The 15713-nt window shown below is 38.2% G+C and carries 13 protein-coding genes, 17 tRNA genes, 1 rRNA gene and 1 riboswitch; of the genes, 2 read left to right on the top strand and 29 right to left on the bottom strand.

Going from position 1 to position 15713, the window contains the following annotated elements; genetic code table 11:
* Positions 1-129 precede the first annotated feature (129 nt).
* From ACOZBY_RS17250 to ACOZBY_RS17235, 4 genes are all read right to left on the bottom strand, one after another.
* The gene (locus ACOZBY_RS17250) at positions 130-648 is read right to left on the bottom strand and encodes a PepSY domain-containing protein (RefSeq protein WP_036160619.1); all 519 of its coding nucleotides are present in this window, start codon (positions 646-648) and stop codon (positions 130-132) included.
* A 92-nt stretch (positions 649-740) separates the two neighbouring features.
* The gene (locus tag ACOZBY_RS17245; protein WP_036166615.1) at positions 741-1406 is read right to left on the bottom strand and encodes a PepSY domain-containing protein; all 666 of its coding nucleotides are present in this window, start codon (positions 1404-1406) and stop codon (positions 741-743) included.
* Positions 1403-2698 carry a sensor histidine kinase gene (locus ACOZBY_RS17240; protein WP_036160615.1) on the bottom strand — a complete coding sequence of 432 codons (1296 nt, stop codon included), beginning with the start codon at positions 2696-2698 and terminating at the stop codon, positions 1403-1405. The genes ACOZBY_RS17245 and ACOZBY_RS17240 overlap by 4 nt, the downstream gene beginning before the upstream one ends.
* A complete protein-coding gene (locus ACOZBY_RS17235; RefSeq protein WP_012292506.1) occupies positions 2695-3384 on the bottom strand; it encodes a response regulator transcription factor in 690 nt (229 codons plus the stop codon). The genes ACOZBY_RS17240 and ACOZBY_RS17235 overlap by 4 nt, the downstream gene beginning before the upstream one ends.
* Positions 3385-3596: 212 nt before the next feature.
* On the opposite strand from ACOZBY_RS17235, the gene ACOZBY_RS17230 reads away from it, so the two are divergent.
* On the top strand, positions 3597-4862 hold the full coding sequence (locus ACOZBY_RS17230; RefSeq protein ID WP_012292505.1) for an Nramp family divalent metal transporter: 1266 nt from the start codon (positions 3597-3599) through the stop codon (positions 4860-4862).
* Positions 4863-5491: 629 nt separating this feature from the next.
* Here the strand turns inward: ACOZBY_RS17230 and ACOZBY_RS17225 are convergent.
* From ACOZBY_RS17225 to ACOZBY_RS17205, 5 genes are all read right to left on the bottom strand, one after another.
* A complete protein-coding gene (locus ACOZBY_RS17225) occupies positions 5492-6181 on the bottom strand; it encodes an ABC transporter permease (RefSeq protein WP_031417679.1) in 690 nt (229 codons plus the stop codon).
* Entirely contained in the window at positions 6174-7097 is a 924-nt protein-coding gene (locus ACOZBY_RS17220; protein ID WP_031417680.1) for an ABC transporter ATP-binding protein, read from the bottom strand. Before ACOZBY_RS17220 ends, ACOZBY_RS17225 begins: the two co-directional genes overlap by 8 nt.
* Before the next feature lie 137 nt (positions 7098-7234).
* Complete coding sequence (locus ACOZBY_RS17215) at positions 7235-8170, bottom strand: sensor histidine kinase (protein ID WP_012292501.1); 936 nt, start codon at positions 8168-8170, stop codon at positions 7235-7237.
* Positions 8171-8175: 5 nt separating this feature from the next.
* Positions 8176-8868 carry a response regulator transcription factor gene (locus ACOZBY_RS17210; RefSeq protein ID WP_031417681.1) on the bottom strand — a complete coding sequence of 231 codons (693 nt, stop codon included), beginning with the start codon at positions 8866-8868 and terminating at the stop codon, positions 8176-8178.
* A 161-nt stretch (positions 8869-9029) separates the two neighbouring features.
* The gene (locus ACOZBY_RS17205) at positions 9030-10493 is read right to left on the bottom strand and encodes an amino acid permease (RefSeq protein ID WP_031417683.1); all 1464 of its coding nucleotides are present in this window, start codon (positions 10491-10493) and stop codon (positions 9030-9032) included.
* Between the two features lie 82 nt (positions 10494-10575).
* A riboswitch (Lysine riboswitch) is annotated at positions 10576-10752 on the bottom strand.
* 151 nt (positions 10753-10903) lie between these two features.
* On the opposite strand from ACOZBY_RS17205, the gene ACOZBY_RS17200 reads away from it, so the two are divergent.
* Positions 10904-12136 (top strand): CynX/NimT family MFS transporter, encoded by a 1233-nt coding sequence (locus ACOZBY_RS17200; RefSeq protein WP_031417685.1) that lies wholly within the window; start codon positions 10904-10906, stop codon positions 12134-12136.
* A gap of 58 nt (positions 12137-12194) precedes the next feature.
* On the opposite strand, the gene ACOZBY_RS17195 is transcribed toward ACOZBY_RS17200, so the two are convergent.
* The 20 genes from ACOZBY_RS17195 to rrf form a co-directional block, all read right to left on the bottom strand.
* Positions 12195-12716 (bottom strand): hypothetical protein, encoded by a 522-nt coding sequence (locus ACOZBY_RS17195; RefSeq protein ID WP_036166605.1) that lies wholly within the window; start codon positions 12714-12716, stop codon positions 12195-12197.
* A gap of 65 nt (positions 12717-12781) precedes the next feature.
* Positions 12782-13828, bottom strand: coding sequence for a nitric oxide synthase oxygenase (locus tag ACOZBY_RS17190; protein ID WP_422762570.1), 1047 nt, complete (start codon positions 13826-13828; stop codon positions 12782-12784).
* A gap of 302 nt (positions 13829-14130) precedes the next feature.
* Positions 14131-14202: transfer RNA gene (locus tag ACOZBY_RS17185), tRNA-Glu, on the bottom strand.
* 1 nt (position 14203) lies between these two features.
* Positions 14204-14280, bottom strand: a tRNA-Asn gene (locus ACOZBY_RS17180).
* A gap of 7 nt (positions 14281-14287) precedes the next feature.
* A tRNA-Ile gene (locus ACOZBY_RS17175) sits at positions 14288-14361 on the bottom strand.
* 4 nt (positions 14362-14365) lie between these two features.
* Positions 14366-14439: transfer RNA gene (locus tag ACOZBY_RS17170), tRNA-Gly, on the bottom strand.
* Positions 14440-14445: 6 nt separating this feature from the next.
* Positions 14446-14521 (bottom strand) — tRNA-Phe (locus ACOZBY_RS17165).
* A 4-nt stretch (positions 14522-14525) separates the two neighbouring features.
* Positions 14526-14618: transfer RNA gene (locus ACOZBY_RS17160), tRNA-Ser, on the bottom strand.
* A 13-nt stretch (positions 14619-14631) separates the two neighbouring features.
* Positions 14632-14707 (bottom strand) — tRNA-Ala (locus ACOZBY_RS17155).
* A gap of 9 nt (positions 14708-14716) precedes the next feature.
* A tRNA-Pro gene (locus ACOZBY_RS17150) sits at positions 14717-14793 on the bottom strand.
* 15 nt (positions 14794-14808) lie between these two features.
* A tRNA-Arg gene (locus ACOZBY_RS17145) sits at positions 14809-14885 on the bottom strand.
* An 18-nt stretch (positions 14886-14903) separates the two neighbouring features.
* A tRNA-Lys gene (locus ACOZBY_RS17140) sits at positions 14904-14976 on the bottom strand.
* A 13-nt stretch (positions 14977-14989) separates the two neighbouring features.
* Positions 14990-15064: transfer RNA gene (locus ACOZBY_RS17135), tRNA-Gln, on the bottom strand.
* 9 nt (positions 15065-15073) lie between these two features.
* A tRNA-His gene (locus ACOZBY_RS17130) sits at positions 15074-15149 on the bottom strand.
* A gap of 43 nt (positions 15150-15192) precedes the next feature.
* A tRNA-Trp gene (locus ACOZBY_RS17125) sits at positions 15193-15266 on the bottom strand.
* A gap of 4 nt (positions 15267-15270) precedes the next feature.
* Positions 15271-15354, bottom strand: a tRNA-Tyr gene (locus ACOZBY_RS17120).
* A gap of 7 nt (positions 15355-15361) precedes the next feature.
* Positions 15362-15437 (bottom strand) — tRNA-Thr (locus tag ACOZBY_RS17115).
* A 10-nt stretch (positions 15438-15447) separates the two neighbouring features.
* Positions 15448-15523 (bottom strand) — tRNA-Asp (locus ACOZBY_RS17110).
* 4 nt (positions 15524-15527) lie between these two features.
* Positions 15528-15603: transfer RNA gene (locus ACOZBY_RS17105), tRNA-Val, on the bottom strand.
* An 11-nt stretch (positions 15604-15614) separates the two neighbouring features.
* Positions 15615-15713: ribosomal RNA gene (gene rrf / locus ACOZBY_RS17100) — 5S ribosomal RNA — on the bottom strand; the annotation flags it as partial.

Here is a 15713-nt window from a genome sequence, read left to right as displayed (position 1 = left end):
ATAGACATTTTGAACTCATGGTAAATATCCGTGGTAGAAATTAATTTCCTCGCAAACACCTAATTTAAAGGGATTTTACAACAAAAAAAACCTTAAAAGTATGCTCTACTTTTAAGGCAACAACCAATATTAGTCTTCCATATCTTTTTCAAAATTAACAATTTCTCCTGTAATCGGATCAACATCAACCTCATATTCATATTGGCCATCTTTTAACTCGATTTCATAAATCCCATCATCTAATTTAATTTTTGTTACTGTACCCTTTGCTTTTGTTAGAGCCGCTTCAATAGCCTTTTCTTTACTTATAAGGTTGGTAGCAGTATTAGTGTTAACCCATTCATTATCGTCGTCATCTTGACGCTCTTTCTTCTGCTTAAGTAATTTTCCGGTATAGGCATCGAATTTTAAATCATACTCATCTGTATCAGTATGCACCTCTACCTCATAAACAGAGCGGTAGTTATTTTGATCAAGTTCAATATCTACTACTGTCCCCTCTACTACTGCCAATGCCTTCTTTTCGATTTTTTGCATGGATAGGACCTTTTTTTCTTGTGCACTTCCTGATAATAAAGTTGTAGAGCCAATCGCCGCTCCAACACCAAGAGTCACCACTAATGCAGGAATCATAATTATTTTTTTCATGTTCATCTCTCCTTTGTTTTATCTGCTTTTAGCTTACCAAGCAAAGATGATAGAACTATAAGAGGAACATTAGAATTTCATGAGAAAACTCTTTAATCGTCCCATGAAACAGAAAGGACCTTTCCAGATACAGCATGAATTTGGAACGTGGCTTCTTCATGCTCTGTTTCAATTTCAACTAAATAATAACCGCCCTCCGCCGTATCTTCAAAATCTACAGAATCCACCTTCCCGGTTAATTGTTGCAGCGCTATATCAATGGCTTGCTGTTCGGTAATAATGTGGGGGTTTTCAGGCTGATTTAATGGTTCTACATCTTTTTCAGATAACACTTCACCCGAATAGCCATCTACTGTGATATCTTTTTGCTTATGTTCCTTTTCAACACGTGCGGTATAAATGGTTTCCGTGAGCATGACGCTTTCTACCTCACCATATTTTTCTTTCACCATTTTTCTTATTTGATTTTCTGTTAACAATAATTTACTTTGCCCTTTTTGCAACGTTAGATCAGAAACCTGCTGTGTTGTAGCATCAAGCATGGCTGTATATTTCAAATTCTCACGTGTAAATTGTATTTCAAATGTATTTCCATGTTTCTTTACTTCTGAAACTTGACCTTTATAAATAGCTTCGATATGGCGAATCGCCTCTTCTTCACTGAGAGACTCCTTTTGAAAATAGCGATTTTGAATAAACCAAAGCACTCCGCTACAAAGAAGGACAATTACAATAATTAGTACAACCCACTTTTTCATTGCTGCCCCTCCTTCGGTATACATAAGGTAAAACTTGATCCTTCCCCAACTGTACTTTCCACATCTATGGTGATGCCCAATTGTCCTGCAAGATTATGTGCAATCGCAAGCCCTAAACCAGAACCACCTGTTTTACGATTGCGATCCTCTGTGACACGGTAAAAACGCTCAAACAAATGCGGAATATGCTCCTTAGGAATACCGACGCCAAAGTCCTGAATAGTCATTCGTACGTGTGTAGTAGTTTCTGCTGTGGAAATATAAACATCCCCCTCACTATACTTCCTAGCATTATCAAGCAAAATAAAGAGTAATTGCTTCAAAATTTTTTCATCACTATAGATAAATTGTGGTGCTTTTGCATCGACTATAAAAGCTCTATGATACGCCTGCTGCATTTGTGCAGCTACTTTATTTAAAAAGGGAGCTAGCTCTAGCTGTTCAATATGAATTTCTATATGCTCATTATTTTTTGCTAGCTCTAACAATTGCAATACCATTTCATGCATACGAGAAGACTCATTTGCAATAGCCTGAAGCGATTCTTGCGCTACTTCACGATTGTCAAAGCCTCTTCGTAAGAGTAACTTTGCATAGCTTTCGATGACAGTAATAGGCGTCTTTAATTCGTGAGAAGCATTTGAAACGAATTCCTGTTGCTTTTGATAGTGCTGTTCAAGCTTCTCCATCATCATATTGAAAGTTCGATTAATTTTTGCTAATTCATCCCCACCTTTAGCCGGGATGTCCATTTTTTCATATTTCCCCGTCGATGCACTTTTGCGCATTGTCGCATTTAAGCGTTCTAGTGGTAACAAAATTAGGCGACCAAGTGCTAGGCTCGCTAAAAAGATTGGAATGGTGGCAATAATGGACACGACTATCAAAATAGCCTTTAATAAATCCAATGTACTTTCTACTTCCTCCATGGATTGTTGTAAGGTGATGTCCACAATTGTCCCATCTATCCAAATAGTAGGCATTGTATAGGTAATGGAAGTAACATCGGGCATATCTAGAGTAGCCTGAACCTTCGTCTTCAAATTTTCTCCATCATAAACATAGATTGCACCACCAGCTGGCATGTACGCTCTTAATACTTGCTGTAGGTTGGTTTGTGCATTTAACTGACTTAATGTTGAGCTTAAATCATTCGCTCGTGTATGAAGTTGACTATATTCCGTATTATAGGCAAATTTCTCGTACAAAAAATAAATTCCACTATTAGTTGCCACTAAAATTACTAGCATTAACAAAGTGGTCAGTAGATGAATTTTTGTTTTAAGCTTCATGATTTATTTTCCTTTAGCACATAACCTACACCACGAACTGTTTGAATAATGGGCGTTGCATTTGCGATTTCAAGCTTTTGGCGTACATAACGAATATAAACATCCACAACATTTGTATCTCCGTAGTAATCAAAGCCCCATACAGTCTCTAATATTTGTTCCCTTGTGAGCACCTGCTTAGGATGCTTCATAAGATACAGCAATAAATCGTATTCTCTAGGAGTCAGCTGGATTTCCTTACCATAATAAATCACTTCTCTTGTCTGCTCATTGATCGATAACTGTCCAAACGATACACCGACCTTTGTTGGACTAGCATTTTGAGAAAACCGTAGTGCATTACGGATACGGGCCAGTAATTCTTCAATTTCAAAGGGCTTTGTCACATAATCATTAGCTCCTAAATCCAAGCCCTTTACCTTATCCTCTACCTCACTTTTAGCAGTTAGCATGATAACTGGGGTCTTTGATTCTGTTGCGCGAATCCGCTTTAGCACATCTATACCACTCATTTCGGGTAACATAATATCCAGTAAGATTAAATCCCATTGCTCCTCACGATATTGCAATAAACCATCTGCTCCTGTATGGGCTATCACCGCTTCATAGCCTTCAAATTGAAGCTCTAACTGCAGCACTCTCGCAATATTTTCTTCATCTTCTATAATTAAAATTCGATTGCTCACGTCGAATCAGTCCTTCACCTTTTCTTTCATCGTAAACGATAGAGGTAAGGAAAGTCTAATTAGAAATTGATGAGAAGTGTGCATACTTATTTTTTTAAAGTTTTAAGCAAAGCGCTTCCCTTTTTCTAATCCTAGCGTTAGAATACTATTATCTCATTTTCCTCTAGGAAACTTTATTTCTCGAACGATACTTTTTGAAATGAGGGAACAATATGGTATATAAACAAGTCACAAAATCGTCTGCCGAGGCAGTTTTAGATGGAGATATAAAAGGTTGGCGACGTTTTTTGCCTTTTCTTGGGCCTGCATTCATTGCAGCGGTCGCCTATATTGATCCTGGCAATTTTGCCACAAATATTACAGCTGGCTCTCAGTATGGTTACTTACTCCTTTGGGTAATAGCCTTTTCTAATTTAATGGCGGTGCTCATCCAATCCTTATCTGCAAAGCTTGGGATTGCGACAGGGAAAAATTTACCTGAGGTGGCACGTGAACATTTTTCTAAAAAAACATCTATATTTCTTTGGATTCAGGCTGAATTAGTCATTATTGCTACCGACCTTGCTGAGTTTATCGGAGCAGCATTAGGGCTTTACTTGTTATTTAATATCCCTATGCTTCCAGCAGCTATCATTACAGCGATTGGATCATTTGCTATTCTAGAGCTTCAAAGAAGAGGATTCAGAGCATTTGAGGCAGGCATTTCTGGTATGGTTTTAATTGTGGTTTTAGCATTTGCCTTCCAAACGTTTTTAGCTCAGCCAGAATGGGGCGAAGTAGCAATTGGTATGTTCACACCTCAGTTTGAGGGGGTGGACTCATTACTATTAGCAACTGGTATTTTAGGTGCGACCGTCATGCCCCATGCTATTTACTTACATTCTTCTTTAACACAAAGTCGTATTATCGGTCGTAATGAAGAAGAAAAAAGAAGAATCTTCCGTTTTGAATTTATTGATATTATCATCGCTATGATTATTGCTGGAGCCATCAATATGAGTATGCTCATTATCGCGGCAGCAGTATTTCACACACAAGGAATCGTAGTAGAGGATTTAGACGTTGCCTATAACGGATTAAAGGATGCTCTCGGTCCAATGGCTGCCGTTTCCTTTGGTCTTGGTTTACTTATTGCTGGGCTAGCTAGCTCCTCTGTAGGGACATTAGCAGGTGACGTAGTGATGCAAGGCTTTATTCAACGAAAAATACCACTTTATTTACGGAGAGCCATTACAATGGTCCCGCCGCTAGCGATTATTGCATCTGGTGTAAACGCAACCTATGCGCTTGTTCTTAGTCAGGTTGTGTTATCTTTTGGTATTGCATTTGCCCTCGTCCCTCTCGTTATGTTTACAAGCAAACGGGACATTATGGGCGGTTTAGTGAACCACCGTATTACTACTATTTTAGGCTGGTTTGTAGTTGTGATCGTAGTGGCATTAAATATTTACTTACTAAGCGAAACAATATTTGGATAAAATAGTGAATTAATAGACTAACAAAAGGCATCGAGAAGAAAAATCTCGATGCCTTTTTGTTGATAATCTATAACCATCTATAGGAGACAATTATAGCTGATTTTAATACTCTCGGATATTATCTATCCCTACAAGGACCGGTGCATGCAAAAGGGAAACCTTAAGTAGACACATCTTGTGGGGCAGCTGAAGCAGTTGCAGAAACTACAGTTGATAATACAGCAACAAGTGTAGAATTCTTAATTTCATTGTAATCACCTACAAATAAATATAAGATTTTTATGACACACATTTACATTTTAGTAATTTTTTTAATTATAAATAGGAGGTTTTTTTCATGAAATTTTATATTCCTATACTTATTATTATTGTATTAATAGTTATACAATGCCACTATGCCAAAAAAGGAAATCTGTTATTAACTATTTTATTGGCCACTTCCTTTTCTATTTTAATTAAATTTCTATTATGGGATTCTAATTACTTATTTTTATTGCTATACGTTAATTTCTTTTTATATTTAATAAGTTTAGTTACCTATTTTACAAGACCAACTATGTGAGTGTTACAAACGATCAAATTGCTATCATCATCGTTCGATATCAACAAAACTTATACTGGCTCTTTCATTAAACATCGACCTTCTCAATATTACGGATAGCTAGGTAGGCAATACTAACACCTAAGATTGCTAGTGAGATTGGAATAATAATGATGTCATTTAATGTGAAGTTACCTGTATTGGATGAAGTCACTGATACAATTAGAATAGCTGAAATAATTGTTGCTGGAATAGAGTATTTTCTCATACCGAAATACAACGGAATTAATGCTATCCCTGAGGCAGCAATTGCATTCATGAATACAGATGGTATATGTTGCATGATTAAAGTATTAGATAATACATCAGGAATTAAATCAAATTTATCGCTTACGATGCAAAAGATGGTTGTAATCAAGACATTGGAAATGATGATTACACTAAAGGTAAAAATCATGACAATTGCAAGCTTAGCAGCGATTAATTTCTTTCGGCTTACAGGATACATGAAGGCCAATGTGATTGTTTTAAACTTATATTCTCCAATGATCAGCTTAGCTATTAAAGTAGCTGCAAAAATAATAAATACCGCTCTGACAAATGAATCAATGACACTTAAAGCCATTTCATAATTTTCAATACCAACTTCCTCTTCTATTTTAGAAATAAATAAAATCATAAACATAAAACCTAAAATAATAATGTTAGCAAACATAGCACTTTTAAAATAGGAGCTTAAATGATATTTTTTCATTTCTAAACGCATTAAATTAAGCATGAACAATCCCTCCATTTATTAGCTTAAGGAAGTAATCCTCTAATGTGCTTGTTTTCTTGCTAATCTCCTCTATCTCAATGTCATGTTCAATCAATGTTTTTGTTAGAACTTTTTGGGATACTGTCAAATCATAAATTCGTATAGAATTGTCATCCATCAGCTTGAAATTAGCCATTTTTAATTTACTTTCTAAAATAAAGGCAGCCTTCTTGCCATCGTTTACAATCACTTCAATATAGTCGGCTTGATTACGATTTATCGTATCCATCGTTACTTCAGTAATGAGTCTACCTTCCTTGATGACACCAATTGTATCGGCCAACTGTTCAATTTCCCCTAATATATGACTAGAGATAATAATTGTAATGCCATACTCCATACAGAGCATTTTGAAAAGCTCTCTCAACTCTTTAATCCCAATAGGGTCTAGTCCATTAATTGGCTCATCTAAAATTAGGAGCTCTGGCTTTGTAATAATAGCACGGGCAATACCTAGTCTTTGTTTCATCCCTAGTGAAAAATCTTTTACCCTTTTTTCCTCTGTATTTGTTAATTTTACAAGGTTAAGTACATGAGCTATTTCCTGCTTATTGTAATACCCCATATATTCGCAATGCAGTTCTAAAGTTTCTCTAGCCGTTAATTTTTCATAGAAAATAGGATATTCAATAATCGTTCCCATTCTTTTTAATATCTCATACGATTGATCGGTCAACCTCTCACCAAATATTTCAACATCTCCGCTTGTTGGCTTCGTCAAATTTGTTAGCATCTTCATCACTGTCGTTTTACCCGCTCCATTAGGGCCTAAAAAACCATAAATCTCCCCCTTCTTCACGTTCATATTGACAGCAGAAACCACTTCTTTTCCTTCGTACACTTTCGTAAGCTGGTTTGTTTTCACAATGTATGTCATGTCAATCTCTCCCTCAAATGTGGCTATTGTCATTATAAAAAATGAAGCTCTCTAATTTATTACTTGATTCTTACAAATTTCTTAAGAGAATAATAAAAGCCTGTAAAGCACCATAAAAGCTCTACAAGCATGTGATTTCAATACGTCATTCGTTTTAAAGCAATGGTAAAAATGGTCTTTTTATAGGGAATACTTGATAACTGGATGGAACCATCCATCATTTCCACTAATCGCTTTGTAATCGTTAAACCGAGGCCACTCCCCTGAAAGGATTTATTGCGAGAGTCCTCTAGCGTGTACATTCTCTCAAATACATTATCAATATGGTATTCATCAATTCCTTTACCACAATCCCATACATCTATATAAATACTCGTGTCATCATTTCTTATAGTTAAGCCCATTACATTGCCATCCGCTCCATAGGCAAGAGCATTGGATAAAAGATTGTTGAGAACCCTATTTAATGCTTCTTCATTGCCAAGGGCATACATAGGCGTTTCAGGAATTGTAATATTGATATCTAATCCCATCGACGTCACCATATCGTAAAATGATAATATATTTTTTCGGCTAATTTCACAAACATTGATTTTAGTGATTGGATAATCTGTATCTCCAGCCTCTAATTTGGCAAGATCAAAAAATGTATGAATGATTTTTAATACTTCTAATGTTTTAGCATGCACGCCTGCTAATAGTCTTTGGCGTTCTTCCTCACTAGCTGAGCCTTGGAGCTGAAGCATTTCAATATAGCCTAGCACAACCGTTAAGGGCGTTTTTAAATCATGTGAAATGTTGGCCAACATTTTTTTCATGGAATCTTCCATTTTCCGATGGGTCGCCTGAACTTTTTGGTGATAATCCAGCCAAGCATTTATTGAAATAAGTAGCTGTTGAACTTGTGTATTGCTCGTAGTTACCAAAATTTTTTCGTTACTTTGTTCTTGAACGATGATTTGAAGTTTTTCATACATATATTGGACCGTCTGATTTTGTTCTTTTTTTGTTTTCCATTGAAAAATAACAATTCCTATAAGCACCAAAATGATAATGAATAGAATGATGATCATATCTGCTATCCTTCAAATTTGTAGCCAATTCCCCACAGTGTTTTAATGTACTGGGGGTTGGATGGATCATCTTCAATTTTTTCGCGTAGCCTTCGAATATGTACATTAATAATATTTTCATCACCATAATATGCATCTTTCCATATTAGCTGATAAATTTGCTCCTTCGTAAAAACTCGGTTTCGGTTTGTTACAAATAGCTTTAAGATGGCAAATTCCTTTGATGTTAGCTTTACTTCCAGTCCATTTTTATTTATAGAAAAATTAACAATATCTATCTTTAAATGGCCTATGACTACTACATCTTGTTTGTGATCTGTTTGGCCAGCGTATTTTGTTGCTCGTCTAATAACGGCCTTTACGCGAGCAGAGAATTCCAGCATAGAAAATGGCTTAGCAATATAATCATCTGCCCCTAATCCCAACCCAAGCGCTTTATCTACATCACTATCCTTTGCAGACATAATGATGATTGGAAGTGCTGCCTGTTCTCGAATTACTTTTAAAACCTCTAATCCATTAAGCTTAGGAATCATAATATCTAGTATAACTAAATCAAAAGTTTGATTTAAACAATATTGTAATGCCTCTTCTCCATTATTTGCAGTGGTGACATCGAAGCCTTCCAATAATAAAAAATTCGCTACCATATCGCGAATAGCCTCATCATCTTCCACTAGTAAAATATGTTTTTGCATTTCCATGCACCTCTCCCTACCAGAAAGTCAAAAATCACACTTCCATATCTATAGTATATTACCATATATATGATATTGGTTTAGTAATAATTTTAAAGGTCTATATATAAAAAAGCTGTCCCATCAACCATCATACAACGGTTTATAGAACAGCTTTTCGTTTAATTTTCTACTTTTAAATCACAATCTTTAAGAGGAAGCATTTTTGTTTTATGTTTAATTTTGTACCCCAGCCATAGCAATAGGAACAGGGGAATACCGATATAAGAAACAAGGATACCATACCAATCGATTGTATCACCGATAAACGCTGTGTAATTCTGTCCAATTACAACAATCATACAAATCGTAAAGGCGAATAGTGGACCGAATGGGTATAGCTTTGCTTTATACGGTAATAGCTTTGGATCTAAGCCCTGAGCTTCGAAGGCACGACGGAAACGATAATGACTAAATGCAATACCTAGCCAAGCAATAAAACCTGACATCCCAGAGGCATTTAAAAGCCAAATATAAACGACCCCATCACCAAAGAATGACGCTAAAAACGCTACACAGCCTACAGCTAATGTTGCGATTAGTGCATAAATTGGAATGCCTCGACGACTTAACTTTGCAAAGAATTTAGGAGCATGACCATCCACTGCTAATTGCCATAGCATACGTGAAGATGCATACAATCCAGAATTACCTGCTGATAGCATAGCCGTTAAAATAATGGCATTCATTAAGGAAGCAGCAAAAGCAATACCTAAGCGATCAAAAACGAGTGTAAATGGGGATACAGCGATATCTTCCGATAATAAGCGCTCATCTGTAAATGGAATCAACATCCCGATAGCAGCAATGGCTAAAATATAAAATAAAATAATTCGCCAAAACACAGATTTTACTGCCTTCGGTATATTTTTTCCTGGATCATCTGTTTCACCTGCAGTAATCCCAAGTAGCTCTGTTCCTTGGAATGAAAATCCTGCCGCAAGGAAAATACCAAATGTTGCAAGGAAGCCTCCATGGAATGGCCCATCACTAATAAAGAAATTTGTAAAACCTACTGGTGCTTGTCCACCCAAAATACCAAAAATCATTAATAAGCTAATAATAATAAATACAATGACCGTAGCCACTTTAATCATGGCAAACCAATATTCACTTTCCCCATAGCTCTTTACAGACAATAAATTAAATGTCAGTACAATCACAATAAATAATACTGTCCAAAGTGCTGATGAGCTATTTGGGAACCAATATTTCATAATTAATGATACTGCCGCAATCTCTGCCGCAATCGTAATTGCCCAGTTATACCAGTAGTTCCAGCCCAGTGCAAAACCTAAAGCGGGATCTACAAATTTTGTCGCATACGTACTAAAAGATCCTGAGGACGGCATATAGGCAGCCATTTCACCTAAACTTGTCATTAAAAAATATACCATAATACCGATTAAGGCATAGGCAAGCAATGCGCCTCCCGGACCGGCTTGTGCAATAGCACCACCACTGGCCAAAAATAGCCCCGTACCAATTGTACCGCCTAAAGAAATCATTGTGATATGACGGCTTTTTAATTCTTTTTTCAGCTTCGGTGCTTTATGGCCGAGCTGATTGATTTTTATTTCACTCACGATATAGCTTCCTTCCTATTTATGAGGCAAAAAAATGCCATCACATGAACAATGTGATGGCTAAGTTAATCCTCAGTTTTTCCTAAATGATAGCTCAACACGTTGTACAAACGTGACAGTTCTGTTCCTTTCGGAGACAGCCCCAGCATGAGGTTTTCAAGTCCCCTCACACTTCGGCAATATTTCCTTTCAGCTAATCTCTTCAATGCTTGTCATTTCAATTAGCTTACTTATAAATATCGCGACCTCTACCTCAATACAAACATGAGGCATATAATTATTAAATTTATGATGTTTACTATATTAACATAAGACCTAAGACATTTCAATATAACTATAAAAGTTCTGTATTTTGTGAATTTTCCACTATTTTTAATAGTGTGATAAAGTGTTATAGTAGTTCAATTAGGATGGTTATAACAGGGGGAATTATTTTGACTTTAAATGATCATTCCTCCAGCTTCCCAAGTAGAAAAATTAGCTGGAAGGGAACAACTTTATTATTAGTTTTTGGCGTAATATTTATAGCATCTACATTACGCATGCCACTAACTGTTGTGGGTCCAATTGTATCCTTTATACGAGACGACCTTGGTATTTCCAATGTTCTAGCCGGGTTTCTTACAACTATACCATTGCTTGCTTTTGCCATCATATCACCGTTCGCACCAGTTGTAGCACGAAAACTTGGGCTTGAGCTAACCTTATTTTTATCCACTATTTTATTGGCCTTAGGTATTGTACTACGCTCCCTCGGTACAACAGGGTTACTTGTATTTGGTACAGTGCTCATTGGCGTAGCAATATCATTTGGAAATGTGTTGATTCCAGGATTATTAAAATTAAAATTTCCTTATCATGTAGGATTATTGATGGCATTTTTCACTATGTCGATGAACTTAACAGCGGGGCTTGGAGCTGGTATTAGTTATCCAATAGCTAATTCTTCACTAGGTTGGCAAGGGGCATTGGCTGTGGCGCTTATATTAGTCGTATTAACCATTTTAATCTGGATACCTCAATTGAAATTAAATAAGCCAAAACCAGCTACTACCTCCAAAAAAACAGGTAAACCTCTTTGGAAATCACCTGTTACATGGGCAGTAACAGGTGCAATGGGGTTACAATCTTTATTATTTTATACAACAGCAGCTTGGATTCCTGAAATTTATATTGCGCAGGGATTGGCTCCTGATAAAGCTGGTTGGATGTTTTCTATTATGCAATTTTCACAAGTTCCCATGGCATTGGTTGTCCCTATTATTGCCGGTAAAATGACTTCACAGAGACCACTTGTCCTCATGTTTACATCGTTCTATTTAGTAGGATTTGTCGGCGTTGTGATGGAGTGGACAACTATGGGGATATTATGGATGATTCTTCTAGGTTTAGCAGGTGGGGCTTCATTCGCATTAGCAATGATGTTCTTCACACTCCGTACGCGTACAGCATTTGAAGCCGCTGATCTATCAGGATTTGCACAATCATTAGGCTATTTATTCGCTGCCATTGGTCCAATTCTTTTCGGATACCTCCATGATCTGTTTGGTGGTTGGAATATTGCAGGTTGGCTCTTTGTTGTTGTAGCTATGACACTCTTCTTATGCTCCATGCGAGCATCTAAAGATGAATATGTCCATTAGATTTAAGCAGATGGGGAAGCTGAACCATCTGCTTTTTGTCTATATCATTTCCTTTTTTCTAATGTTTTAGTAAGGCTAGTAGTTCCGAAAGTTCCTCTGTTGCGCTCTTGATATATGCCTTAATAGTAGTAAAAACAGGGATCGCCTCTTGAAGGAGTAAAAAACTAAAATAATAATAGCCTAAAAAAGCTTCTGGCTCATAACCTCTAGGCGGATCTCCCTCCCACTCCAGCTCATCATCATCTTCATTTTCTATCCATAAATATTTCGTATCCAATAGCTCCTGCATCGTTGAAACGTTATGTGTTGAATCTTGATAATCCTCAGTTATTGCATGAGCCACAGCTAAATAAAGCTTTATTTCAGCTAAGGAGACTTCCTCTACATTTTTACTTGAGAGCTTTTTTAAAAGAATAAGTAAAACCCATGGCGTCACCTGCCAAAGTGTTCCTTGATGTTCGATTAGTTCTGTCAGCTCTTGATATTGTTCTTGTTCAATTAAACGAGGAATGTCTGTTCCTCTGCCATAAGGTGTCGTCAATTGTTGCCAAGGGATATTCGAAATATTTTGGTTCAACATCTTGAATTGCCCCTCCCCCAAAACGGTACTTAGAAGCTGTTGGTTTTAAAACAATTCCTTTCAAGTTAATAACATGGTTTTTGATAAAAATAATTGGGCGTATGATAAGTATTTATATAAGGTTTATGAAATATATGAGTGGTCGCAGGGGAAAGTGGTGGGATTAACCATGTCCAGTTACCCGTAATTTCTCGTCCTGCCGATTTCTCAGCTTCCTCAAATAATTTAAACTGCTGAGCAGCAGTATGATGATCTACAATGCTCACACCGTCCTCTTTAAAAGAATGAAGAACAGCAATATTGAGCTCCACTAATGCACGATCACGCCATAGAGAGGCTTGTTTAGTAGTATCCAAATTAAATATGTCCGCAATAGCTGGCAGCATATTATAGCGGTCATGATCGGCTAAATTGCGTGCACCAATTTCAGTTCCCATATACCAGCCATTAAATGGAGCCGCTTGAAAATCAATGCCAGCCATTTGAAAACGCATACTCGAAATAATAGGAACAGCATACCATTTTAACTCTAATTCCTCCACAGCTTCCGATTCTGGATGACGTATTGGAACCTCTAAAATATACTCTGTAGGAATTGTAAATAGCTGTGGAGCATGTCCATCTACCTGTATAACTAGTGGTAACACATCAAAGGGTGTACGCTCGCCTTTCCAGCCCATCGATTCACATACTTTTGTAAAAGTGATAGAATGTGCATCCCCAATGATGCCTTCTTCTGTTTCATAGCCTGCGTAACGAATTAGCTGATGATTCCAAATCCGTACTCTATCATTTGCAAACACTGTTATAGTTGGACGGATTTTCCCCTGATTTGTGGCATACTCTATATGCTCTAGTAACTTTTGAAAAATGCTCTGTTCATCTAAAACTTCTCTTGCATCTACTACATGCAACGATTGCCAAAACAACCGTCCAATACATTTATTGCTATTACGCCATGCAGCTCGTGCACCAAAAATTAGCTCTTCTGTTGTAGGCTTATATTCCCCTGCTCTTTTAATCTGTTGTAATCTATGTTCTAACCAAAGTTCGGATTCATTTTGTTCTTGCTGGTATTGATTTAAAAAACATTGTATCTCCTGTATATTCATATTGATTCCTCCACTTATCCCCATATTAGAGGAACAAGGCAATAAGCACCATGAAAATAGCTAGTGAAAAAACATACATATTTCATATATGAAATAGTTTGTTCAAATTTTACATGAAACAATGTTCCCGTAGTGATTGAAATGGAATTGTAACGCTTCCTATAGCAAGCCTATAGAAAGAGAGGGATTATTAGAAGGAAAGGATTTAGACCTAACATTAAAAAGCAACTAAACGTAGCTTTGATGTCTGTTATGAAGAATATAAAAAAAGCATGTAACACACAACTGTGCTACATGCTTGATGACCCGTACGGGATTCGAACCCGTGTTACCGCCGTGAAAGGGCGGTGTCTTAACCACTTGACCAACGGGCCGTGGCTCCGAAGGCAGGACTCGAACCTGCGACAACCTGATTAACAGTCAGGTGCTACTACCAACTGAGCTACTTCGGAATAATGATGGGCCTAAATGGACTCGAACCATCGACCTCACGCTTATCAGGCGTGCGCTCTAACCAGCTGAGCTATAGGCCCATTTTGGAGCGGGTGATGAGAATCGAACTCACGACATCAGCTTGGAAGGCTGAGGTTTTACCATTAAACTACACCCGCAAATAATGGTGGGTCAGGACGGAATCGAACCGCCGACACTTAGAGCTTCAATCTAATGCTCTACCAACTGAGCTACTGACCCGAAATGGAGGAGGTAGAGGGATTCGAACCCCCGCGCGGTGTTACCCGCCTGTCGGTTTTCAAGACCGATCCCTTCAGCCAGACTTGGGTATACCTCCAAAAATATTAAAATGGTGGAGCCTAGCGGGATCGAACCGCTGACCTCCTGCGTGCAAGGCAGGCGCTCTCCCAGCTGAGCTAAGGCCCCATTTATAAATGGTCGGAATGACAGGATTCGAACCTACGACCCCTTGGTCCCAAACCAAGTGCTCTACCAAGCTGAGCTACATTCCGATAACATGAATAAATTGGCGCGCCCGACAGGAGTCGAACCCATAACCTTCTGATCCGTAGTCAGACGCTCTATCCAATTGAGCTACGGGCGCAAAAATAATAAATACTGATGAGCCATGAAGGACTCGAACCTTCGACCCTCTGATTAAAAGTCAGATGCTCTACCAACTGAGCTAATGGCTCGTAAAAGAAAAAATGGCTGGGGTACTAGGATTCGAACCTAGGCATGACGGAATCAAAATCCGTTGCCTTACCGCTTGGCTATACCCCAATTTTAAAATGGGGCGACTGATGGGAATCGAACCCACGAATGTCGGAACCACAATCCGATGCGTTAACCACTTCGCCACAACCGCCACTATATAATAACAGCCATATATGAACGAGTACCTCAATACCTGGCAGGGGCAGTAGGAATCGAACCCACACCAAAGGTTTTGGAGACCTCTATTCTACCGTTGAACTATGCCCCTAAAATGGTGGAGGGGGACGGATTCGAACCGCCGAACCCTAAGGAGCGGATTTACAGTCCGCCGCGTTTAGCCACTTCGCTACCCCTCCAAGGGAATGGTGCCGGCGATAGGAGTCGAACCCACGACCTACTGATTACAAGTCAGTTGCTCTACCAACTGAGCTACACCGGCAATAAAAAAATGGCGGTCCCGACCGGGATCGAACCGGCGATCTCCTGCGTGACAGGCAGGCATGTTAACCGCTACACCACGGGACCAAAATGGTGGAGGATGACGGGCTCGAACCGCCGACCCCCTGCTTGTAAGGCAGGTGCTCTCCCAACTGAGCTAATCCTCCATAAAAAATAAGCGAAGCGACGTCCTACTCTCACAGGGGGAAGCCCCCAACTACCATCGGCGCTAAAGAGCTTAACTTCCGTGTTCGGTATGGGAACGGGTGTGACCTCT

Source organism: Lysinibacillus sp. NPDC056220, assembly GCF_049315265.1.
In the GTDB taxonomy this organism is placed as follows: domain Bacteria; phylum Bacillota; class Bacilli; order Bacillales_A; family Planococcaceae; genus Lysinibacillus; species Lysinibacillus pinottii.
This window is presented reverse-complemented; position numbering and strand designations above follow the sequence as displayed.

What these genes read in the sequence shown, in the direction of transcription:
- ACOZBY_RS17250 (WP_036160619.1), bottom strand. Translation starts at nt 648, where the DNA reads ATGAAAAAAATAATTATGATTCCTGCATTAGTGGTGACTCTTGGTGTT.
- ACOZBY_RS17245 (WP_036166615.1), bottom strand. Translation starts at nt 1,406, where the DNA reads ATGAAAAAGTGGGTTGTACTAATTATTGTAATTGTCCTTCTTTGTAGC.
- ACOZBY_RS17240 (WP_036160615.1), bottom strand. Translation starts at nt 2,698, where the DNA reads ATGAAGCTTAAAACAAAAATTCATCTACTGACCACTTTGTTAATGCTA.
- ACOZBY_RS17230 (WP_012292505.1), top strand. Translation starts at nt 3,597, where the DNA reads ATGGTATATAAACAAGTCACAAAATCGTCTGCCGAGGCAGTTTTAGAT.
- ACOZBY_RS17225 (WP_031417679.1), bottom strand. Translation starts at nt 6,181, where the DNA reads ATGCTTAATTTAATGCGTTTAGAAATGAAAAAATATCATTTAAGCTCC.
- ACOZBY_RS17220 (WP_031417680.1), bottom strand. Translation starts at nt 7,097, where the DNA reads ATGACATACATTGTGAAAACAAACCAGCTTACGAAAGTGTACGAAGGA.
- ACOZBY_RS17215 (WP_012292501.1), bottom strand. Translation starts at nt 8,170, where the DNA reads ATGATCATCATTCTATTCATTATCATTTTGGTGCTTATAGGAATTGTT.
- ACOZBY_RS17210 (WP_031417681.1), bottom strand. Translation starts at nt 8,868, where the DNA reads ATGCAAAAACATATTTTACTAGTGGAAGATGATGAGGCTATTCGCGAT.
- ACOZBY_RS17200 (WP_031417685.1), top strand. Translation starts at nt 10,904, where the DNA reads ATGGTTATAACAGGGGGAATTATTTTGACTTTAAATGATCATTCCTCC.
- ACOZBY_RS17195 (WP_036166605.1), bottom strand. Translation starts at nt 12,716, where the DNA reads ATGTTGAACCAAAATATTTCGAATATCCCTTGGCAACAATTGACGACA.
- ACOZBY_RS17190 (WP_422762570.1), bottom strand. Translation starts at nt 13,828, where the DNA reads ATGAATATACAGGAGATACAATGTTTTTTAAATCAATACCAGCAAGAA.